Here is a 19,950-nt window from a genome sequence, read left to right on the forward strand (position 1 = left end):
AATTTTGTCGCGGGCTCCTCGCAATGACGTGGGGTTGGCATTCGAATGAACACAAGGGAGAAGAAAATGGCAGACCGCCTCAAGGGAAAGCGCGCCGTCGTCACGGCAGCGGCAGCAGGCATCGGGCGCGCTTGCGCCATCGCATTCGCGCGTGAAGGCGCAACCGTCGTCGCCACCGACATCAACGAGGCCGGCATCGCGAGCCTGAGCAAGGAAGGCATCGCCGAGGTGGCAAAGCTCGACGTCCGCAACACCGCCGACGTCAACGCCTTCGCCAAGCGCGTCGGCAAGATCGACATCCTGCTCAACGCCGCCGGCTTCGTGCATCACGGCACCATCCTGGAGTGCTCGGAAGAGGATTTCGACTTCTCCTTCGACCTCAACGTCAAGTCGATGCACCGGACCATCAGGGCCTTCCTGCCCGACATGATTGCGGGCGGCGGCGGCAGCATCGTCAACATCTCGTCCTGCGCGGCCTTGAGGCCACCGGCGAACCGCTACGTTTACAGCTCGTCGAAGGCGGCGGTGTCGCTGCTGTCGCGCGCGGTCGCGCTCGACTTCATCACCAAGGGCATCCGCTGCAACTCGATCTGCCCGGGCACCGTCGAGACGCCTTCGATGCTCGACCGCGCCGCGGCGCAAGGGCCGCAGGGCAAGGAGATGTTCATCTCCCGCCAGAAGATGGGCCGGCTCGGCACCGCCGAGGAGATCGCGGCTATGGCGGTCTATCTCGGCAGCGACGAGAGCGCCTTCACCACCGGCGTCGACCTCGTCGTCGACGGCGGCTACATGCTCTGACGCCAAGGGCCCCGGCATGAACAAGATCGATCTCAACGGCCGCGTCGCTGTCGTCACGGGCGGCGCGCAGGGCTTTGGCCGCGCCATCGCCGAGCGCTTTGTGGCCTCCGGCGCCAAGGTCGCGATCTGGGATTTCGATGCCACGCTGGCCGAGAAGGCCGCAAAGGAGATCGGCGGCGAGACCAAAGTCTTCAAGGTCGACGTCACCGACACGGCTGCCGTGGAGACCGCCCGCGATGCCACGCTCGCCGCCTTCGGCAAGATCGACATCCTCGTCAACAATGCCGGCATCGCCGGCGTCAACAAGCCGGTCTGGGAGACCGATCTGGAGGAATGGCGGAAAGTTCTGCGCATCAACCTCGATGGTCCCTTCATATGCTGCAAGGCGGTCGTGCCCGAAATGCTCAAGCAGAAATACGGGCGCATCGTGAACATCGCCTCGATCGCCGGCAAGGAAGGCAATCCGAACGCCGCGCACTACTCGGCCTCCAAGGCCGGCCTGATCGCGCTGACGAAATCGCTCGGCAAGGAGCTCGCCGCCCATGATATCATCGTCAACGCGGTGACACCGGCGGCCGCCAAGACCGCGATCTTCGACCAGATGACGCAGCAGCATATCGACTTCATGCTGTCGAAGATCCCGAAGGGACGCTTCGTGCTGGTGGAAGAGCTCGCCGCATTGGTGAGCTGGCTTGCATCCGAAGATTGTGCCTTCTCCACCGGCGCGGTGTTTGATATTTCCGGCGGACGGGCGACCTACTGAAGTACTGGCCGCCCCTGGAGGGGCGGACCATGCGACTCGGACGTGATTTCAGGCGTCGGGATTTCGTGAAGCTCGCAGCGGGCGCAGGCGCGCTGCCGCTGCTGTCATCGACTGCGCTTGCGCAGCTCGCGCCCAACCCACCGAGCATCCGCCCGCCCTCGCCGGCCGAGCGCGGCGCCATGGCACGGCTCGCGCACAGCTTCATGGACAAGTACGGCGTGCCGGCCCTATCCATTGCGATCGGCTATGCCGGCACTATTGTCCATGTGGACGCCTTTGGTCTGGCCGATATCGAGCGGAACGAGGCCGTAACGCCGCGGCATCTGTTCCGGATCGCCAGCGTCAGCAAGATGATCACCTCGGTCACGATCTTCCGCCTGATCGAGGAGAACCGCCTCAAGCTGGCGGACCGCGTGTTCGGCCGAGGCGCGCTGCTCGGCACCGACTATGGACAGCCCAACTCCGCCGGCATCGACCAGATCACGCTCGAGCATCTCTTGACCCATACTGCCGGCGGCTGGAGCAACGACGACCGCGACCCCATGTTCACCCATCCGCGGATGGATCATGCCGAGCTGATCGCCTGGACGCTAGCCAATCGGCCGCTGGACCGACCGCCGGGCCGGCGCTACGCCTATTCCAATTTCGGCTATTGCGTGCTGGGCCGCGTCATCGAGAAGCTTACAGGCCAGTCCTATGGCGAGCATGTCCGCAGCGAGGTGTTCGCGCGCTGCGGCGTTACCGAGATGACGATCGCCGGCAACACCCGCGAGCAGCGCCAGGCCGGCGAAGTCGCCTATTACGGCCAGGGCGAAAATCCCTACGGCATGAATGTCCGGCGGATGGATTCCCATGGCGGCTGGATCGCGACGCCGTCGGATCTCGTGCAACTCCTGATGCATGTCGACGGCTACACGAGACCGGCGAACATCCTGCGGCCGCGCACCATCCAGCTCATGACCACCGCGCCCAGCTACAGTCCAGACTACGCCAAGGGTTTTTGCATCAACAAGTCAGGCAATTGGTGGCACAATGGCAGCCTGCCGGGTACGAGCACGATTGCCGTGCGCACTCATGGCGGCTTCTGCTGGGCCGCCTTCACCAACACCAGACGCAGGAATTCCGACATGGATGGCGATCTCGACAATCTCAACTGGAACATGGCGGGCCAAGTCGGCGAATGGCGGGTGGCCTGAGCCATGATCCGGGAAGGGGGATGCCTGTGCGGCGCGGTGCGGTTCAAGGCGGAAGGCGAGCCGCTCAACGTCCGAATCTGCCATTGCCGTATCTGCCAGAAGGCGATGGGATCGCCCTACTTCGCCCGCGCCCAGTTCGACCAGCGCGCGCTCAGCGTCGAGGGCGAGACCGCCCGCTATGCGTCCTCCGAGAACATCGACCGCGTATTCTGCAAGCGTTGCGGCACGCGCCTGTTCGCCTGGCGTCGCAACGGCACGCTGGCGGGCGTCGCCCTCGCTACTTTCGACGATCGCAACGCCTTCGCGCCGACCGAGCACATCTGGGTGTCGGAAAAGCTCGCCTGGGTGAAGCTCGATGATGGCCTGACGCAGCATCAGACGACGATCCCGGCGTGACGTCAGGTCTGGTGTGACGCAGACGCGCTCGCCGCCTGCGTGCGCCGTCCGGTTGTCGTCGCGATCCAGATCCCGGCAAACACCGCAATGATACCTGCCGCCAAATTCCAGCGCAGCGGCTCGTTCAGCAGCCAGGCCCCGACCAGCGAGGCCGTGATCGGATTGACCGTCACGGAGATCGCGACGCGCGTCGGCGTCGTGCGCTCCAGTGCGAAGGCCCAGAGATAGAAGGTCAGCGCCGCGCCGAAGGCACCCAGATAGAGGGCGCCCCACCACTGTGGCATGCCGAAGCCGGCGACCGGCGCAAAGCTGCCGCGGACATAGGAGAGCAGGATGAGGCAGGCCGCACCCGCCGCCATGCTCATGGTCGTAAAGGCGATCGGGCTGGAGCGCCGGATCAACGGCTTCGACCAGATGCCGTAGAGCGCCATGCACAGCGCAGCCGCCATCATCAGGAGATCGCCGCGCCAGGCGCCTGTCGGCGCCGAGGCGAGGTCGGAGAGCAGCGCGAGCGCAACGCCAAACGTCGCAGTCACGACGCCCATGGACTTGCGCCAGGTCAGGGCTTCCGCGCCGAGAATGGCCCCGATCAAGAGCGACAACAGCGGAAGCGTCGACAGCGCAAGCGCGCCGCGCGCGGCCGTCGTGAAGATCAGCGAGGCGTTGAACAGGATCGGAAACAGCGCAAAGAACAGAATGCCGAGTCCGACGGCGGCGGCCCAGTCCCCTTGCTTCGGCCAGCGATCGCCGCGCAGCAGCGTCAGGGGCAGTAGCAGGGAAAAACCGATGCCGAAGCGGAATGAGCCGATCGCGAGCGGATCGATGCTCCCGACGAGATAGCGCGTGGCACCGATAGATGTCCCGCCCAGCGCACTCGACAACACGGCGGCAAAAACGCCAAAGATCTCGCCCATGACTCGTCCCAACCGTTTTGCGAGCAGCATAGGAGACGCGCCGAAACGGGGAATGGAATTTCCATCATGGCAGGATAAGTTTTCGTCATGACCGCACCCGATCTCGACCCCGACCTGCTGAAGGCCTTCCTCGCCGTTGCCGATCATCAATCGTTCACGCGCGCGGCCGCGATCCTCAACCGCACCCAATCGGCGGTGAGCGTCCAGATCAGGCGTCTCGAAGAACGACTGGACGTCAGGCTGTTTCACCGCATGAGGTCGGGCGTCGCACTAAGTGCGGCGGGTCAAGAGCTGCTTGTCTATGCAAGACGGCTTCTCGACCTCAATGCAGAGGCGGTCGATGCGCTCCGCGCGCGCAAGCGCGAAGCCGTGGTCCGCCTCGGGGTAATGGACGACTACGGCACGATCGTCATTCCGCCCTTGCTGGCGCGCTTTGCCAAGAGCCATCCGGAGATCCGGGTCGAGATCGAGGCTGGGCTGACCGCCACGATGCCGGCCCGGCTCGGCGAGGCCTACGACCTTGTCATTGCCATGCATCCGGAAGGACATGGCGACGGCGAATTGCTGCGGCGGGAACAGGCGGTCTGGGCCGCAGCCGCGTCATATTCAGCCGCCGCGCCACGGGACATGCTGCCCGTCGCGCTCTACCCGCCGGGCTGCCTGTTCCGCCAATGGGCCACTGAGGCCCTCGATGCTGCCGGCCGCCCGTGGCGGCTCGCCTTCGTCAGCCGGAGCCTCGCGGCGGTGGAAGCGATCGCGGCACAGGGCCTCGCGATCACGGTCGTGAAGGTGGGCACCCTGCCCCCTCGCCTGCGCGTCCTGTCGGCGCGCGACGGCCTGCCGCCGCTGCCGGCCGCCGACATCCGCCTCCATCGCGCGCGCAAGCTGTCGCGTCCGGCGGCACTGCTGGCGGATCATCTGCAGCGGGCAATTTCGGAATTAAACGCCATATAACTGTGGATCGTAAAGGGCTGTGGCCCTATACGGCCTGCTTTGCAGAGCGCGCGGACCGAACCGGAGCGGATGAGCTGGTGAATATTTCCATTTATGATCTCTCCGTCTGGGTCCTGCCGCTGGTGCTCGCCATCACCTTTCACGAGGCCGCGCACGCCTTCGTCGCCGACAGGCTCGGGGACAACACGGCCTCGCAGCTCGGCCGCGTCAGCTTCAACCCTGTCAGGCATATCGACCCATTCGGTACCCTGATCCTGCCCGCGATGCTGCTGTTTGCGCATTCGCCATTCCTGTTCGGCTATGCCAAGCCGGTGCCGGTGAACTTCCGCAAGCTGAACAATCCCAGGCTCGACATGGTGTGGGTGGCGCTGGCCGGGCCCGTCACCAACATCCTGCTGGCGCTGGCCGCGGCCTTCGCTTTCCATGCCCTGCCCCTGGTGCCCGCGAGTTCGGCGAAGTGGGTTGCGGACAATCTCAAGAATGCCCTCGTGATCAATGCGATCCTGGCGGTGTTCAACATGATGCCGATCCCGCCGCTCGACGGCGGCCGCGTTGCGGTGGGACTTTTGCCGCGGGCGCTCGCCGTGCCATTGTCCCGGCTCGAGCCGTTCGGCATGCTGATCCTGATCGGTCTGTTGATCCTGCTGCCACTCGCGGGTTCCCAGTTCGGTCTAAATCTTGATGTTATTTCAGCAATACTGCGGACGTTGACCGGTTATGTGATTCAGGCTGTTCTCTTCCTGACTGGCAACGCGTAGTTGAACGCAACATTGGAACCCACGCCGAAGGGCGAGAGGCCGACTTGGTCAAAGCTGCCGATATGCTGATCGCGCGACGCGCCGACACCCGCGCCCGCGCCGATTTTGCCACCTGGAAGATGATGGCCAAGCTCAATGGGGCATCCGCGCTGCCGGCGGAGGCCCAGGAGTTCCTGGCGAGCTACCAGAACCTGCTGGCGCAGATGAGCGAGGACGAGGCTACCGAGGCCACCATCGGCGCGATCTACAAGGCCTATTACGCCGAGATGGGCGGTGCGGGAACGCCTCCCGACGTCCGCCCCCGCCAAGCCGAGCCGGCCGCGGACAATGTTACCGCCTTCCGCCGCCCGGCACCGAAACCGAAGAAGGCCGCCTCCTTCGGGGCGGCGGCATTCGCCGGCCCCCAGAAACGGCCGCTGCCGGTGGCGCTGATCTTCGCCTGCCTAGTCGTTGTTTATGTTGGGATCCGGCTCTACTGGCGCTGAGCCGTCTTCTTCTTTCTCTTGGCGTCAGGCGGCGTGAAGATGATGTCCACGGTGCGCTCGAACCGGTCGTCGGTCAATCCGACGGGCGGCTGCGGGATGGGATCGGACTTGCGAACGATTGAGACCGCTGCCGCATCGTAGGCTGCATCCCCCGACGACTCCACGACATCAACCGACAGCACGTTGCCCTTCCGGTTGATCGCGAAGCTCACCTTGACCTTCTGGTTGTTGGGCTGCTTGCCCTCCGGATTGACCTTGTGAGCCGCGAGGTGCGCGCTGATCTTGCGGTTCCAGTCGGCCGTGATCTTCAGGATGTCCTTGCCGAGCCCCAGCACCGGCGCCAGCGCTTTCTCGGCCTCCCGCGCGTCTTCATCGAGCATCTGCCGCGCCGTTGCAACCGACTTCGGCGATGCCTCGGCAGCGGGAGTCTCGACAGCTTGAATCTTCGGATCGTCTTCCGTGGGCTTCTTCGTGTGGTTCTCGGTCACGACGCGGTCAGGATCCTCGACCTCCTGTGACTGATCCTTCGGAAGCTCCGTCTCCTTGGTCTCGGCCTTCTGCTCGGGAAGCGCCTGCTGCTCCTGCATCGCCTCGCTATTGGGCCCAGGCGGCAGATCGGTATCGGGCGCCTTGGGCGAAGCCATCTCCACGGCGAATTCGGCGCCGGCCGCACCAAGGCCGTCGCCGTCATCCTCGGTGCGCAAATGAGCCAGCGCAAGCGCTGCACCACCCAGATGAAGCGCGAGCGCCGCCACTGCCGCCAAAATCCAGAGCTTCCGGGATGGTCTCGGTTCGTCTGACATCGTTGCGCCTCAAGGCTGAGCGGCGCCTGGCGGCGGCGCCCCCGGCGGGCCCTCCAGCGCGACCAGCTTCACCCGCGTATAACCGCCTGAGCGCAAGAGCTCCATGACGCCCATCAACTCGCCATAAGGGACCGAACGATCGGCGCGCAGGAAGACATACTTGTCCTTGCTCATGTCGGACAGGCCATTGAGGGTCCCGATCAACTCGGCCCGCTGAACCGGGTTCTCTCCGATCGCGAGCGTCAGATCGGGCTTGATGCTGAGATAGGTCGGCTTGTCCGGCTTCTTCTGCGGCGTCGCACTCGATGTCGGCAGATCGATCGGCAGGTCGACCGTGGACAGCGGCGCGGCGACCATGAAGATGATCAGCAGCACCAGGATGACGTCGATGAACGGCGTGACGTTGATGTCATGCGTTTCCGAGAAGTCGTCGTCGTCATCATTGTCTGCGAGCGAAACGGCCATGGTCTACTCCGCCGCACGCGAATGCGCGCTGCCGTGGCTGCGGTCGAGATCGCGCGAGAGCAGCCGCGCCGCCGCACCCGAGGCGCGGCTGACCAGCTCGAGATAGCCCTTCGTCAGGCGCGAGAAGTGATTGTAGATGATGACGGCGGGAATCGCGGCGACGAGGCCGATCGCGGTGGCGAGCAGCGCTTCGGCGATGCCGGGCGCGACCACGGCGAGATTCGTGGTCTGCGACTTCGAGATGCCGATGAAGCTGTTCATGATGCCCCAGACCGTGCCGAACAGGCCGACGAAGGGCGAGGTCGAGCCGATGGTCGCGAGCACGCCCATGCCGATCCGGATGCGCCGCTGTTCCGCGCGTACGATCTCGGAGAAGCTCGAAGCTGCGCGCTCGTTGATGCCGGCATCGCTGGACAAGCCGGCCGACATCCGCGCCTCCCGCAGCGCCGCCGCCAGGAAGGACGGCAGGATGCCCTCCTTGGTGCCGAGCGCCATCTGCGCTTCGGCGAGGGAGCGCGCCTCGGCAATTTTCTTCAGTGCCGAACGAAGCTTGCTGGAAGCGACCGACAGTTCGATCGACTTGGCGATGAAGACGGTCCAGGTCATCAGCGATGCGAAGGCGAGCCCGATCATCACCGCCTTCACGATGACATCCGCCGACATGAACATCACCCAGGGCGACAATTCCTTCATGGCCGGCGCGACGACGGCTGGCTCCGGCTTCGCACTCGCGGGAATGGCTGCCATGGGGGCCGCGCCCGCGGCAGCGGGAGCCGTCGAGACTGCCGGCGCCGGGGCCATCGGCGCAGTTGCCGGCGGAACCGTTCCGGCCGTCGGCGGCTGAGCTGTCGATTGGGCCGGTGCCGCCGGCGGGCTTTGTGTCTGGGCAGAAGCCGGGGACGCGAGCCAGGCGGTCGCCAGCATCAAAGCTGCGGCAAGGCTTGCTTGGAAGGTCATGGTCTTCATACTTCGGCCCAGTAGCGAATGAGGTTGTGATAGATACCCGTCAATTTGACCGTTTCGGGATCGTCACGCCCGAGCCGTTCCACCAGCGCCTGTATCGCGGTGTCGAGGTCAAAGATCATGCTCCGGGCTTGATCGTCCCGTATCATGCTCTGAAGCCAGAAGAAAGACGCAACCCGCGTCCCCCTGGTCACGGGGGTGACCAGATGGAGGCTGGTCGAGGGATAGAGCACGCAGTCCCCGGCTGGCAACTTGACTTCGTGCGAGCCGTAGGTGTCCTCGATCACAAGTTCGCCACCGTCGTACTCCTCCGGCTCGGCGAGGAACAGCGTGACCGACAGGTCTGTGCGGATGCGAAGGCCGGTCAGGCGGTCGCCGCGGATCGCGTTGTCGACGTGCAGGCCGAAATGGTGGCCGCTGTCGGCCGCATAGCGGTTGAACAGCGGCGGGAAGATCTGGAGCGGGATCGCCGCCGCGATGAAGCGCGGGTTGGACGTCAGCGCCGAGATGATGCGGTTGCCGAGCTTGCGCGCGACCTCGCCGTCCGGCGGCAATTGCTCGTTGCGCTTGACCACGGCCGACTGCGCGCCGGCGGTGGAGCGCCCGTCCTCCCATTCGCTGGCGTCCATGATGCTGCGGAAATCCGCCACATCGTCTTTGCTCAGAACGTTTTCGATGCATGTCAGCATGAAACTCGTTGTTGCTCCGTCAGTAGCGCGCTGACAGCACCAGGTAAGCGGCACGCCCCGGTGCTTCCAGCACGAAGGGCGCAGCGCTCTGGTACAGCGCGTCGTAGTAGCGCTTGTCGAAGATGTTGTTCACGAACAGCTTCACCTGCCAGTTCTTGTTGATCTTGGCCTCCGCGAACATGTCGAAGCGCCAATAGCTCGGAATCGACGTGCCCTGGTTCGCCGCGAGCAAAGTGCCGCCGTAAATCTTCGAGCGATACACCGCCTGTCCGCCCAGCTCCCAGGTGTCGTTGATCTGATATTTCGAGAGCAAGCTGAAGGACTGATGCGCGATGTTGGCGAGCGGACGACCGACATTGGTCGGATACAGCGCCTTGTTGGCCGACGGGGCCAGCGACTGCGTGACCTCCGATTCCATGAGCACGAGTCCGCCGAAGACGCTCCATTTGTCGGTGATCTTGCCGCCCACACCGAGATCGATACCGCGAATGCGGTAGGCTGCTCCGGCTGTGATACACGATATGTTGCCGGTCGTTCCGGTCGGATAGACGCATCCCAAAGGAGCTGCAGCGGCGGCGCTTCCCACGTTCTGCGACTCGCGTGCGTTCTCTTTCGTCGTCTGGAACAACGCTGCGGTCAGGAGCAGGTGGCGATCGAACAGCTCCCACTTGGTGCCGATTTCGATGGCCTTGTTCTTCTCCGGGCCGAATATCTGCGTATTGCCGCCCGGCAGGTTGGGGTTGAGGCCGCCATAGGTCGTGCTGGTGCCGTCGAATTCGGCGCCAACCGGGTTCGCCGAGGTCGCATACGCCACATAGACACTACCGTTCGGCGCCGGCTTCAACGTCAGGCCGAGGTTGAAGTTCGGAATGAGAAACTCCGCCGATTGCTGGCCAGGACTGCCGACCTTCCGCGTGTTGATGCTGTAATCGTCATAGCGGAAACCGCCGTTCAGGATCACCAAGTCACGATAGTTTGCGCTATCCATGACGTAGCCGCTGACGGTGTCGATGCCGATCTTGGTGGGACTTCCGGTGAGGCTCGGAATCCCGAAGGGAAGATTGGTGTATTGCGGAGCGAATACGCTGACGTCGGTCTTCGATCCGCCGCCGCTGAAGGGCGTGCCGGTCGTCAGCTCCGAGCTGAGGCCGGTATAACTGTCGATCGACGATCTCTCGCGGTCGTACTCGACACCGCCGAGCAAGGTGTGTCTGAAGCCTACATCGTCATTGAACTTGTAAGTTGCCTCGGTCTGGTTGGCGAACACGTCCGTGACCTGGAATCGGCTCTGCGGATTTGCACTCAGCGTCGAGGCCGAGAGCGGATCGACAAGCTTCGGCGCTTCAGGAAGCGTACCAATGTAATTCTGTGTCGAGCGGGACGCGCGGATCTTGTTGCTGACCATCAAGTCGGGGGTGATCTGCACTTCCGCATTGATGGTGCCGATGTCCTGGCCGGTGCGGAAGAAGTCCCGGTTGACGAAGCCATACCAATTGTTGCGATTGACGCCGAAGTCCGGGAACGGGCCGCCGGCCGTCGAGGTCGTGCTCGGCCGATAATAGGGAACACCAAAATCCGGGCGGCCAGTCAGTTCGGTATGGATGTAGTTGCCGGTGACCTTGACAGCATCGGTCGGCTTCCAGGTCGTGGCGACGAAGGCGCCGTTTCGATTATCGGTGACATAGTCGCGGCCAGCGACATTTGCATCCTGGAACAGGCCGCCGGCTCGGATGGCGAGCGTCGGGTCGATCACCTGATTGACGTCGAGCGTGACACGCTTGGTCTGGTCGGTGCCAAACGTCGTGTCCATGTTGTAGAAGTTGCTCGCCGTCGTCGCCTGCTTGGTGACAATGTTGATCGCACCGCCGGCGACACCGCGACCGGAGAAGGTCGAACCAGGACCGCGCAGAATCTCGACCTGCTCGGTGAAGAAGTTTTCGCGCACGCTGACGCCGGCATCGCGGACGCCATCGATGAAAATGTCGTTGCGCGCGTCGAAGCCGCGGATGAAGAACCGGTCGCCAAAGGCGTTGCCGCCCTCGCCCGTTCCGAGCGTCACGCCGGCCGTGCTGAGAATTGCCTGCTTCAGCGTCGTGGCGTTCTTGTCCTCGAGCACTTCCTTGCTGAGAACAGTGATCGACTTCGGCGTATCGACCAGCTTCTCCGGAAACTTGCCGCCGGCCTGAACGTGGTCAACCTTGTAGGGCGCAGCCGGATCGGCATAGGGATCGGCGTCGGCGGGACCGGAGGGCATCGTCGGAGCCGTCTGCGCCGCCTGCTGCCGCTGCGCTGCGCGGCGAAGCGCGTTGCGCGCGCGGACCTGATCAGGTGTCGGCTTCGATGCCGTCGGACGCGGACGCTCGACCGGAGCATCGACCGTCACCGGCGGCAGGTTCGACTGCTGCGCCTGCGCACCGCTCGACACCGATGCCACCGCGATCAAGCTCGCGACCGCGGAAACTTTTTTTCCGGAAACGCCCGCGAACCTCTCGTCCATCGGATCGAATGCTGCCACCGAACGCAACGATTTCGGTGCGACCACCTGCCCCATTACAACACGCCCCATCTTCATGTTCGCTCACTCACTTCGATGAGCGATTGGGCTGTTGGTATCGGCAGCAAAATAGTGGGTCAATGCGCGCAAGCCGCGAGAACGCTTGAATAAGTCCAGATCAAAACGATTCTAAACTGAAGCTTGAAACGGTTCTAAAGATAGATTGGACTCATTCCAAAACGTACGCGACAAATGCCGCGAAATCGGCGGGGATGCTCTCGGATTCAGTCGCTGCTCGGCGGCTTCATCAGCGAGAACAATTCGTCGACGGTCTTCTGCGCGACGGCGCGCACGCGATCGGTACTGTCCATACCGGCGATGTTGATGCCGTTCACGACGGCTTTGATCTCGTCGCGAAAGTCGGTGAGGAAGCGCAAGGGATCGCGCTGCTCGTTGGCGACACGCGCGATCAATCCCGTGATCAGAATCTGACATGCGATCAGCTTGCCGTTCAGCTCGTCCATCCTGCGCTCCATTTATGGCGGCGCCGATATGGACGATGCCGAAATGCCTGACAACCGAAACGGTCTCCACGCGATTTAGAACCGTTCTTGTGGTTGATCCGAACCACGGCCAGAGCGGCGTCATTCACATGAGCACACCGTCTTTGGCGTTGCGCATGACCGGCGCGCCGATCAGTCGTGCCGGGAAGATGCAGGACTGCACACGGCCGCGCCAGACCACTGCCCACGGGGTGCAAAGCTTTCCAATTGTTTAGGATTCTCAACCGATAGTGCTGTTTACACTGGAACTTGGCGTGTATTATACATCGCGATGGAACTCTACGGTTGCCCTATTATTCGTAGCTGAGGGCATACGAGCCGACACGAGACGACATGAAAAAGTCCCGGCCGATCCTCTGGCTTCTGATTATCGCGGCCGTGGCCTCCGCGGGCTATTATGGTTGGCAGAAATTCGGCTCATCCCAGGCTGGCAAAACCCAGACCGCACAAAAAGGTCCGCACCGGCCTCCCGCCGTCCCGGTCAGCGTTGCGCCGGTCCAGAAAACAGACTTTCCGGTCTACCTCGCCGGTCTGGGCACGGTTCAGGGTTTCAATACGGTCCAAGTCCGAACCCGTGTGGATGGCCAGATCGACAGGCTCGAATTTAAAGAAGGCCAGATCGTCAAGCAGGGCGATCTCCTCGTCTCGATCGACCCCCGTCCCTATCAGGCCGCGCTTGACCAGGCGAAGGCCAAGAAGGCGCAGGACGAGGCTAGTCTAGCCAACGCCAATCTCGAACTTCAGCGCGCCATGAGGCTCGGCGAATTCGCGACCGCACAGCGGGTGGATACCCAGCGCTCCACGGTCGCCCAGCTCACTGCCCAGATCGCCGCCGACGAAGCCGCAATCGCCAACGCCCAGACCCAGCTCGACTACACCCAGGTCAAGGCGCCGATCACTGGTGTCGCCGGCCTGCGCCAGGTCGACATCGGCAATATCGTGAACGCCTCGACGCAGACGGGCATCGTCACGATCTCGCAGGTCGAGCCGATCTCGGTGATCTTCACGGCGCCGGAAGACCAGCTCCCCTATATCAGCGAGGGCCAGAAAGCCGGCGCGCTCAAGGTGATCGCCTTCACGACCGACGGCAAGAAGACGCTGGCCGAGGGCAAGCTCGCGGTCATCAACAATCAGGTCGACACGACCAGCGGGACGATCCGGCTCAAGGCGGTGTTCGACAACAAGGACCACACGCTGTGGCCAGGCCAATCGGTCTCGACCCGGCTCCTGGTGCGAATGCTCAAGGATGCGACCGTGGTTCCGGATGACGCGGTCCAGCATTCAACCAACGGACTCTACGCCTATACCGTCAATCAGGACAACAAGGCCGAGGTGCACAAGATCAAGGTCAGCTATGGCATCGACGGGCGCTCGGTCATCGAGGAAGGCTTGAGCCCAGGCCAGCAGGTGATCGTTGGCGGTCAGTTCAAGGTTCAGCCCGGCAGCCTTGTGTCGACGGCGGTGGCAAGCTCGGATCCAGCCCAGAACAAGGTACGACAGGAATGATTGGGGGCGGGATTTCGGCACCTTTCATTCGTTATCCCATCGGCACCTCGCTGCTGATGGCTGGCATTCTCTTCGTCGGTCTCGTCGCCTATCCCCTGCTTCCGGTTGCGCCCCTGCCGCAGGTGGACTTTCCGACCATCCAGATCACCGCCAACCTGCCCGGCGGCAGCCCCGAAACGATGGCCTCGTCGGTGGCGCAGCCGCTCGAGCGGCAATTCGCCCAGATTCCTGGCATCGCGCAGATGACCTCGACGAGTTATCTGGGCACGGCATCGATCACCATCCAGTTCGACCTCAACCGCAGCATCGACGGCGCCGCGAACGACGTGCAGGGCGCCATCAATGCTGCCAGCGGCCAGTTGCCGAAAAACCTGCCTTCGCCCCCGACCTACCGCAAGGTCAACCCCGCCGACGCGCCGATCCTGCTGCTGTCGGCGACATCGGAGACGCTGCCGCTGACCAGCGTCAGCGACGCGGTCGACGCCCAGCTTGCTCAGCAGATCAGCCAGCTCTCGGGCGTCGCCCAGGTCTTCATCGGCGGCCAGCAGAAGCCCGCCATCCGCGTCCAGGTCGACCCGGCGAAACTCGTCGCCAAGGGCCTGTCGCTGGAAGACGTGCGCAGCCAGATCGCGATCACCACGGTCGACAGCCCCAAGGGTAATATCGACGGCGAAAAACGCGCCTACACGATCTATGCCAACGACCAGCTCACCCATTCGAAGGACTGGAACGACGTCATCATCGCTTATCGCAACGGCGGTCCGTTGCGGATTCGCGACATCGGCCAAGCGGTCAGCGCCGCTGAAGACGCCAAGCAGGCGGCCTGGGCCAACGGCAAGCGCGGCGTGTTCCTGGTGATCTTCAAGCAGCCGGGCGCCAACGTCATCGAGACCGTGGACCGGATCAAGGCGACCCTGCCCCGCCTCGTTGCAGCGATCCCGCCCGCGATCAAGGTCGAGCTGATCAGCGACCGGACCACGACCATCCGCGCCGCAGTCGAGGACGTCCAGTTCACGCTGCTGCTGACCATCGCGCTCGTGGTCATGGTCATCTTCATTTTCCTGCGCAGCTTCTGGGCGACGGTCATTCCCACGGTCACGGTGCCATTGGCGCTTCTGGGCGCGTGCGCCTTGATGTGGGTGGCCGGCTATTCGCTCGACAATCTGTCGCTGATGGCGCTCACCATCGCGGTCGGTTTCGTCGTCGACGACGCCATCGTGATGCTCGAGAACATCACCCGTTACATCGAGGAAGGCGAAACCCCGCTCGCGGCCGCCTTCAGGGGCTCCAAGGAAATCGGCTTCACCATCCTCTCGATCAGCATCTCTTTGATCGCGGTGCTGATCCCCCTGTTGCTGATGGGCGGCATCATCGGGCGCCTGTTCCGCGAATTCGCCGTCGTGCTGGCCATGACGATCTTCGTCTCGATGTTCGTGTCGCTGACGCTGACGCCGATGATGGCCTCGCGCTTCCTGCGCGCTCATGGCGAAGTCCGCCACGGCCGCTTCTACCAATGGAGCGAGCGCGCCTTTGACGCGATGCTGCGCGGCTACGAATATGTGCTCGACCACGCCCTGGCTTGGCGGCGCACCACGCTCGCAATCTTCTTCGCCACGCTCGGACTGTCGATCTACCTGTTCGTGCTGATCCCGAAGGGCTTCTTCCCGCAGCAGGACGTCGGCCTGATCACGGCCACATCCGAAGCCTCGCAGGACATTTCGTTCAAGGAGATGATGAGACGCCAGGAGCAGCTCGGCAAGATCATCATGGCCGATCCCGACGTTGCCAGCGTTGCCATGGCGATCGGCGGCAGCGGCCGCGCCGGTAACAACGGCGCCCTGTTCATCACGCTAAAGCCTCGCGACCAGCGCGAGGCCTCGGCACAGCAGATCATCGCACGTCTGCGTCCACAGTTCGACAAGGTCGAGGGCGCCCGCCTCTACATGCAGGCAGCCCAAGACGTCCGGCTCGGCGGCCGCCCGACTCGCACGCAGTTCGAATTCACCTTGCAGGATGCCGATCTCGCCGAGCTCAACGAGTGGGCGCCGAAAATCCTCTCCAAGATGCAGACGCTGCCGGAGCTGCGCGACGTCGCCACCGACCAGCAGACCGAGGGCACCACGGTCCAACTCAAGATCAACCGCGACACCGCCTCGCGCTATGGCATCCAGCCGCAGCTGATCGACGACACGCTCTATGACGCCTTCGGACAGCGGCAGGTCACGCAGTATTTCACCCAGCTCAACACCTACAAGGTGATCCTCGAGATCCTGCCGGAGATGCAAGGCAATCTCGACAGCCTGAACAAGCTCTATCTGAAATCGCCGCTGACCGGCGATCAGGTGCCGTTGTCGACCTTCGCGACCTGGACCACCGATCCGGTCCGCCCGCTCTCGATCAGCCACCAGGGCCAGTTCCCGGCGATCACGATCAGCTTCAATCTCGCGCAAGGCGTGGCGCTCGGCCAGGCGACGGAGGCCGTGCAGCGGGCAATGGCCGAGCTCGGTGCGCCACCGACGCTGAATTCGAGCTTCCAGGGCACGGCGCAGGCGTTCCAGCAGTCGCTCGGCACCGTGCCGCTCTTGATCCTCGCCGCCCTCGTCGTGGTTTATCTGATCCTCGGCATTCTCTACGAGAGCTACATCCATCCGATCACGATTCTGTCGACGCTGCCCTCGGCCGGCGTCGGCGCGCTCGCGATCCTGATGGCCGCTGGCTTCGACTTCAGCCTGATCGCGCTGATCGGCATCATCCTGTTGATCGGCATCGTGAAGAAGAACGGCATCATGATGGTCGATTTCGCGATCGCCGCCGAGCGCGACGAGCACAAGACGCCGGAGGAATCGATCCGCCAGGCCGCCCTGCTGCGCTTCCGCCCGATCATGATGACGACGATGGCGGCGCTGCTCGGCGGCGTACCGTTGATGCTCGGCCACGGCACCGGCGCCGAAATCCGCCAGCCGCTCGGCTATGCCATGGTCGGCGGCCTGATCGTCAGCCAGGCGCTGACGCTGTTCACCACACCCGTCGTCTACCTCTATCTCGATAAGCTGAACAACTGGTTCTCCACCTGGGGCCGTTCGGGTGGCGAAGGCGATGAGGCGCCCGAGCGCGGCAGCGTCAAGGAAGCCGCCGAGTAAACTTGCGCCGCGACTGCCGCGACGCTACAGCGAGACCCCGGTTCGCAAATGTGGTTTCGCCATGCCGATGCAATCCAGACTTGTCGCCCTTGCCGCTGCTGCCCTGTTGTCAGCGGGCGCCGCACATGCCCAGCAGGGCGCCAAGAAGAACGCCGCTCCTCCGGCCGCGCAACCCGCGCCTGCCCCGACGCAAGCACAGGCCGACAGCGCTTCCGGGCAGCCCGGCTGGATCGTCCGCTGCACCAGCGCGAGCCGCGATGCGGCGCTCGAATGCGCGATGGAGCAAAACGCGGTGCTGACCAAGACCGGCCAGACCGTCGTCCTGATCAACATCCGCATCACGCCCGACACCCGAACGCCGATCGCGCTACTGCAATTGCCACTCGGCCTCAATCTTCCCGTCGGCGCCAAGCTCCAGGTGGACGAAGGCAAGACCGTCGATCTCCAGATCCAGACTTGCGAGAACCGTGGCTGCTACGCCTCGACCCCGGTGGTGCCGGACCTGCTCGCCGCCTTGCGGTCGGGCAAGCAGCTGAAGGTCTCCTTCCAGAACATGGCCAAGGAGACGATCGCGATCCCGATGCCGCTCGGCGATTTCGCAGCAGCTTACGACAAGATCAAGTGACGGGCTTCCTTAGGCTGCGATGTCGCTCGCCCGAAGCAATGTCGTGAAGCCGCCATAGATCATGCGCTTGCCGTCGAACGGCATTCCCTCCATCTTCAGACGCGGGTCCGCCATCACCTTCTTGTTGACGGCATCTCGGCTCTCGCGATCGCGGTACACGATCCAGGAGAACACCACGACCTCGTCCTCCTTCGCCATTACCGCGCGCGGAAACGAGGTGAGTTCTCCATAGGGAACGTCGTCACCGATGCATTCGACATAATCGAGTGCGCCGTGCTCCATCCAGATCGCGCAGGCGGTCGTCGCCAGCGCCTTGTAGGCCTCGATCTTGTCCTTCGGTACGGCGAGAACGAAACCATCGACATAGGGCATGAGGGATCTCCTTGGGTTGTACGGCCCAAGGACGATACAGCGCGCTGCGATCCGACCTGAAAATGCGAATGTAAGGTGAGGCAAACCGTCGCGAGCAGCGAGGCGGCCGATGAACCTGGCATCCTGCGCAGGGGCTTGGAACCATACCTGGAAAAGTGCCTGGAGCTGGCTGGGGAACCTGGAAGAAATTCCGATCTTCCTAAGTTATTGTCGCCATATAAGATTTTGTTTTTTCTGCCTAAAACGAGCGCATGTGATACGACGGGGTGTTACGTCTTGCCTGCCCCGGAGATTCTCACGTGAGCGTTTCAACCAACGTTGTTCGCCGGCCTGGAAGCCGAAATTATTACGTCCGATTGGCGGTGCCGCGCGATCTCCAGGTCCGCATGGGCAAGCCGGGGAAGCCCCGCAAAGAGCTTTGGAAGAGCCTGAACACGCCGGACGCGCGAGAAGCCCGGCGGCTCTCCAGGCCGATCGTGGACGAATGGGAGAACATGTTTGCAGAGCTGCGGCGCCCCAAGCAACTCACCGAGGCCGAGCTCCAAGACGCGATCTGGCGCCGCTACCTGGAGCTGATCACGACCGATGAGAAGTTCCGGCAGTCTTTGCCCACCAACGACGACCTGGACGCGATCTGGAAATACCTGGAGGACGAATTCGGCGAGCAGAGCATATCGGCCTATCGCATCTATGAGGAACTTCGCGACCGGTTCGACAACAACCAGCGTGAGCGTGCCGCCCGCCTCGCCCAGATGAAGGCAGAGGCCGCGCGCGGCGAGACCAAGCTTATCGCCGACGTAGTCGAGCAGGTGATCGAGTCCCGCCGGCTGGGCGTTGATCCAGGCACCGCCGAATATCGGAAGTTGGCCCACGGGCTCCAGCGGGCGGAGCTGGAGGGCCTGGGACGGACGATCGAGCGCGACCAGGGCGACTTCTCGGGTGCGCCCAAGGACAAGCTGGTGCAACAGCCCAACGTGTTCGATCCACCCAAGGGCGAGCAGATCCTGGAGCTGTTCGACCGCTACGCGAGGGAGAAGGCCGGCCGCGTGTCCGCCGACACGTGGCAATCCAACCGCAAGGTGGTCGCCCTCTTTGACGACTTCGTCGGTGGCAAGGCGCACATATCGAACTTCAACCGAAAGAACGTCCGGGAGTGGAAGGACAAGCTGTTCGAATGGCCGGTGAAGGCGATCGAGGCGCGGGAGTTTCGCGGCCTCTCGTTCCGTGACGCGATCGAGCGAAACAAGGTCGTGGGCAAGCCGGTGATCCAGCACAAGACGATCAACCGCTACCTCGCGGCGCTGGGCGGCTTCTGTAGCTGGCTGCTCGCCAATGATTACGTCCGGGAGGATGTCATGCTCGGTATGTATCTGGAGGTCGATCGCAAGAAAAAGACGGTGCTGCCCTACACCGAGACCCAGCTGAAGACGATCTTTGGCTCTTCCCTCTTCCACCGCTGCGCTGGCGACAAGCTGGAGCATCAGGCCGGCGAGGTCGAGGTTCGCGATTGGCGCTATTGGGTTCCGCTGGTCGCGATCTATTCGGGCGCGCGGCTCGGTGAGATTTGCCAGTTGATGGTCGCTGACGTTCGACAACTGCATGGGGTTTGGATTTTCCATATCACCGAGGAAGGCGCCGGCGGGAAGAGCACCAAGACGGAAGGATCGATGCGCGTTGTGCCGGTGCACTCAAAGCTGATCGAGCTGGGCTTCCTAAAATTCCACGCGCGCCAGAAGGCATTCGGCGACAAGCTGTTCCCGGAAATGAAGCCGGATGCGCGTGGCTACATTAGCGGCACCGCGTCTTCGTTTTTCGGCGACTACTTCCGGACGATCGGCGTCAAGACCGATCGATCGAACAACTTCCATTCATTCCGGCACAATGTTGCGGACGCCTTCCGCGCGGCCGGATATCTCGATGAGCAACATGGCGTGCTGCTGGGTCACACCAAAGCTAGCACCACTGGGCGCTATGGCGTCTTGCCTGAGGGACCGCTGCGGGACCGTGTGACGATGATCGAGGCTGTGGTGTTTCCCAGCCTGATCCATTAGAGATTGCGGATTCGG

General features: G+C 63.3%; 19 protein-coding genes. 11 read left to right on the forward strand and 8 right to left on the reverse strand.

What is annotated here, in order from left to right; translation table 11 throughout:
• Window positions 1–66 precede the first annotated feature (66 nt).
• Genes P6U27_RS21190 through P6U27_RS21205 form a run of 4 tightly spaced genes read left to right on the forward strand, consistent with a single transcriptional unit; the run spans window position 67 to window position 3,153 of the window.
• Window positions 67–798 (forward strand): SDR family oxidoreductase, encoded by a 732-nt coding sequence (locus tag P6U27_RS21190; RefSeq protein ID WP_407192502.1) that lies wholly within the window; start codon window positions 67–69, stop codon window positions 796–798.
• Window positions 799–814: 16 nt separating this feature from the next.
• Window positions 815–1,561 carry an SDR family NAD(P)-dependent oxidoreductase gene (locus P6U27_RS21195; protein ID WP_407192503.1) on the forward strand — a complete coding sequence of 249 codons (747 nt, stop codon included), beginning with the start codon at window positions 815–817 and terminating at the stop codon, window positions 1,559–1,561.
• 29 nt (window positions 1,562–1,590) lie between these two features.
• Window positions 1,591–2,757: a serine hydrolase domain-containing protein gene (locus tag P6U27_RS21200; protein ID WP_407192504.1), complete on the forward strand. Its 1,167-nt coding sequence runs from the start codon at window positions 1,591–1,593 to the stop codon at window positions 2,755–2,757.
• A gap of 3 nt (window positions 2,758–2,760) precedes the next feature.
• Window positions 2,761–3,153, forward strand: coding sequence for a GFA family protein (locus tag P6U27_RS21205; protein WP_129143191.1), 393 nt, complete (start codon window positions 2,761–2,763; stop codon window positions 3,151–3,153).
• Between the two features lie 2 nt (window positions 3,154–3,155).
• On the opposite strand, the gene P6U27_RS21210 is transcribed toward P6U27_RS21205, so the two are convergent.
• Entirely contained in the window at window positions 3,156–4,067 is a 912-nt protein-coding gene (locus P6U27_RS21210; RefSeq protein ID WP_407192505.1) for a DMT family transporter, read from the reverse strand.
• 87 nt (window positions 4,068–4,154) lie between these two features.
• On the opposite strand from P6U27_RS21210, the gene P6U27_RS21215 reads away from it, so the two are divergent.
• The 3 genes from P6U27_RS21215 (at window position 4,155) to P6U27_RS21225 (ending at window position 6,264) form a co-directional block, all read left to right on the forward strand.
• Window positions 4,155–5,021: a LysR substrate-binding domain-containing protein gene (locus P6U27_RS21215; protein ID WP_407192506.1), complete on the forward strand. Its 867-nt coding sequence runs from the start codon at window positions 4,155–4,157 to the stop codon at window positions 5,019–5,021.
• Between the two features lie 77 nt (window positions 5,022–5,098).
• A complete protein-coding gene (locus tag P6U27_RS21220; RefSeq protein ID WP_129143189.1) occupies window positions 5,099–5,779 on the forward strand; it encodes a site-2 protease family protein in 681 nt (226 codons plus the stop codon).
• 62 nt (window positions 5,780–5,841) lie between these two features.
• On the forward strand, window positions 5,842–6,264 hold the full coding sequence (locus P6U27_RS21225) for a hypothetical protein (RefSeq protein WP_129143221.1): 423 nt from the start codon (window positions 5,842–5,844) through the stop codon (window positions 6,262–6,264).
• Here the strand turns inward: P6U27_RS21225 and P6U27_RS21230 are convergent.
• The 6 genes from P6U27_RS21230 to P6U27_RS21255 all read right to left on the reverse strand — a co-directional run bounded on the left by P6U27_RS21230 (window position 6,252) and on the right by P6U27_RS21255 (window position 12,202).
• Window positions 6,252–7,067: an energy transducer TonB gene (locus tag P6U27_RS21230; RefSeq protein ID WP_407192507.1), complete on the reverse strand. Its 816-nt coding sequence runs from the start codon at window positions 7,065–7,067 to the stop codon at window positions 6,252–6,254. The genes P6U27_RS21225 and P6U27_RS21230 overlap by 13 nt on opposite strands.
• Window positions 7,068–7,076: 9 nt before the next feature.
• Window positions 7,077–7,532 carry a TonB system transport protein ExbD gene (gene exbD / locus P6U27_RS21235; RefSeq protein WP_407192508.1) on the reverse strand — a complete coding sequence of 152 codons (456 nt, stop codon included), beginning with the start codon at window positions 7,530–7,532 and terminating at the stop codon, window positions 7,077–7,079.
• Window positions 7,533–7,535: 3 nt separating this feature from the next.
• Window positions 7,536–8,498, reverse strand: coding sequence for a tonB-system energizer ExbB (gene exbB / locus P6U27_RS21240; protein ID WP_407192509.1), 963 nt, complete (start codon window positions 8,496–8,498; stop codon window positions 7,536–7,538).
• Window positions 8,495–9,184, reverse strand: a complete 690-nt coding sequence (locus P6U27_RS21245; protein WP_407194467.1) for a Fe2+-dependent dioxygenase — start codon at window positions 9,182–9,184, stop codon at window positions 8,495–8,497. Before P6U27_RS21245 ends, exbB begins: the two co-directional genes overlap by 4 nt.
• Before the next feature lie 19 nt (window positions 9,185–9,203).
• Window positions 9,204–11,735: a TonB-dependent receptor gene (locus tag P6U27_RS21250; RefSeq protein WP_407194468.1), complete on the reverse strand. Its 2,532-nt coding sequence runs from the start codon at window positions 11,733–11,735 to the stop codon at window positions 9,204–9,206.
• A gap of 227 nt (window positions 11,736–11,962) precedes the next feature.
• Window positions 11,963–12,202: a hypothetical protein gene (locus tag P6U27_RS21255; protein WP_028135749.1), complete on the reverse strand. Its 240-nt coding sequence runs from the start codon at window positions 12,200–12,202 to the stop codon at window positions 11,963–11,965.
• Between the two features lie 372 nt (window positions 12,203–12,574).
• Between P6U27_RS21255 and P6U27_RS21260 the strand changes: the two genes are divergently transcribed.
• The 3 genes from P6U27_RS21260 to P6U27_RS21270 all read left to right on the forward strand — a co-directional run bounded on the left by P6U27_RS21260 (window position 12,575) and on the right by P6U27_RS21270 (window position 17,512).
• Window positions 12,575–13,747 (forward strand): efflux RND transporter periplasmic adaptor subunit, encoded by a 1,173-nt coding sequence (locus tag P6U27_RS21260; RefSeq protein ID WP_407192510.1) that lies wholly within the window; start codon window positions 12,575–12,577, stop codon window positions 13,745–13,747.
• On the forward strand, window positions 13,744–16,887 hold the full coding sequence (locus tag P6U27_RS21265) for a multidrug efflux RND transporter permease subunit (protein ID WP_407192511.1): 3,144 nt from the start codon (window positions 13,744–13,746) through the stop codon (window positions 16,885–16,887). Before P6U27_RS21260 ends, P6U27_RS21265 begins: the two co-directional genes overlap by 4 nt.
• A 61-nt stretch (window positions 16,888–16,948) precedes the next feature.
• The gene (locus P6U27_RS21270; protein ID WP_162500323.1) at window positions 16,949–17,512 is read left to right on the forward strand and encodes an invasion associated locus B family protein; all 564 of its coding nucleotides are present in this window, start codon (window positions 16,949–16,951) and stop codon (window positions 17,510–17,512) included.
• A 9-nt stretch (window positions 17,513–17,521) separates the two neighbouring features.
• Here the strand turns inward: P6U27_RS21270 and P6U27_RS21275 are convergent, their stop codons facing one another.
• Window positions 17,522–17,884, reverse strand: coding sequence for a DUF1428 domain-containing protein (locus P6U27_RS21275; protein ID WP_122403759.1), 363 nt, complete (start codon window positions 17,882–17,884; stop codon window positions 17,522–17,524).
• A gap of 299 nt (window positions 17,885–18,183) precedes the next feature.
• Here P6U27_RS21275 and P6U27_RS21280 point away from each other — a divergent pair, with 299 nt between their 5' ends.
• Window positions 18,184–19,935 carry a DUF6538 domain-containing protein gene (locus P6U27_RS21280; RefSeq protein ID WP_407192512.1) on the forward strand — a complete coding sequence of 584 codons (1,752 nt, stop codon included), beginning with the start codon at window positions 18,184–18,186 and terminating at the stop codon, window positions 19,933–19,935.
• Window positions 19,936–19,950: the final 15 nt, after the last annotated feature.

It is taken from the genome of Bradyrhizobium sp. STM 3566, assembly GCF_045571445.1.
Classification (GTDB): Bacteria; Pseudomonadota; Alphaproteobacteria; order Rhizobiales; family Xanthobacteraceae; genus Bradyrhizobium; species Bradyrhizobium vignae.

Excerpts from the sequence above, each read along its gene's own strand:
- P6U27_RS21190 (WP_407192502.1), top strand. The coding sequence starts at position 67 with ATGGCAGACCGCCTCAAGGGAAAGCGCGCCGTCGTCACGGCAGCGGCA.
- P6U27_RS21195 (WP_407192503.1), top strand. The coding sequence starts at position 815 with ATGAACAAGATCGATCTCAACGGCCGCGTCGCTGTCGTCACGGGCGGC.
- P6U27_RS21200 (WP_407192504.1), top strand. The coding sequence starts at position 1,591 with ATGCGACTCGGACGTGATTTCAGGCGTCGGGATTTCGTGAAGCTCGCA.
- P6U27_RS21205 (WP_129143191.1), top strand. The coding sequence starts at position 2,761 with ATGATCCGGGAAGGGGGATGCCTGTGCGGCGCGGTGCGGTTCAAGGCG.
- P6U27_RS21210 (WP_407192505.1), bottom strand. The coding sequence starts at position 4,067 with ATGGGCGAGATCTTTGGCGTTTTTGCCGCCGTGTTGTCGAGTGCGCTG.
- P6U27_RS21215 (WP_407192506.1), top strand. The coding sequence starts at position 4,155 with ATGACCGCACCCGATCTCGACCCCGACCTGCTGAAGGCCTTCCTCGCC.
- P6U27_RS21225 (WP_129143221.1), top strand. The coding sequence starts at position 5,842 with ATGCTGATCGCGCGACGCGCCGACACCCGCGCCCGCGCCGATTTTGCC.
- P6U27_RS21230 (WP_407192507.1), bottom strand. The coding sequence starts at position 7,067 with ATGTCAGACGAACCGAGACCATCCCGGAAGCTCTGGATTTTGGCGGCA.
- exbD (WP_407192508.1), bottom strand. The coding sequence starts at position 7,532 with ATGGCCGTTTCGCTCGCAGACAATGATGACGACGACGACTTCTCGGAA.
- exbB (WP_407192509.1), bottom strand. The coding sequence starts at position 8,498 with ATGAAGACCATGACCTTCCAAGCAAGCCTTGCCGCAGCTTTGATGCTG.
- P6U27_RS21245 (WP_407194467.1), bottom strand. The coding sequence starts at position 9,184 with ATGCTGACATGCATCGAAAACGTTCTGAGCAAAGACGATGTGGCGGAT.
- P6U27_RS21250 (WP_407194468.1), bottom strand. The coding sequence starts at position 11,735 with ATGGGGCAGGTGGTCGCACCGAAATCGTTGCGTTCGGTGGCAGCATTC.
- P6U27_RS21255 (WP_028135749.1), bottom strand. The coding sequence starts at position 12,202 with ATGGACGAGCTGAACGGCAAGCTGATCGCATGTCAGATTCTGATCACG.
- P6U27_RS21260 (WP_407192510.1), top strand. The coding sequence starts at position 12,575 with ATGAAAAAGTCCCGGCCGATCCTCTGGCTTCTGATTATCGCGGCCGTG.
- P6U27_RS21265 (WP_407192511.1), top strand. The coding sequence starts at position 13,744 with ATGATTGGGGGCGGGATTTCGGCACCTTTCATTCGTTATCCCATCGGC.
- P6U27_RS21270 (WP_162500323.1), top strand. The coding sequence starts at position 16,949 with ATGCCGATGCAATCCAGACTTGTCGCCCTTGCCGCTGCTGCCCTGTTG.
- P6U27_RS21275 (WP_122403759.1), bottom strand. The coding sequence starts at position 17,884 with ATGCCCTATGTCGATGGTTTCGTTCTCGCCGTACCGAAGGACAAGATC.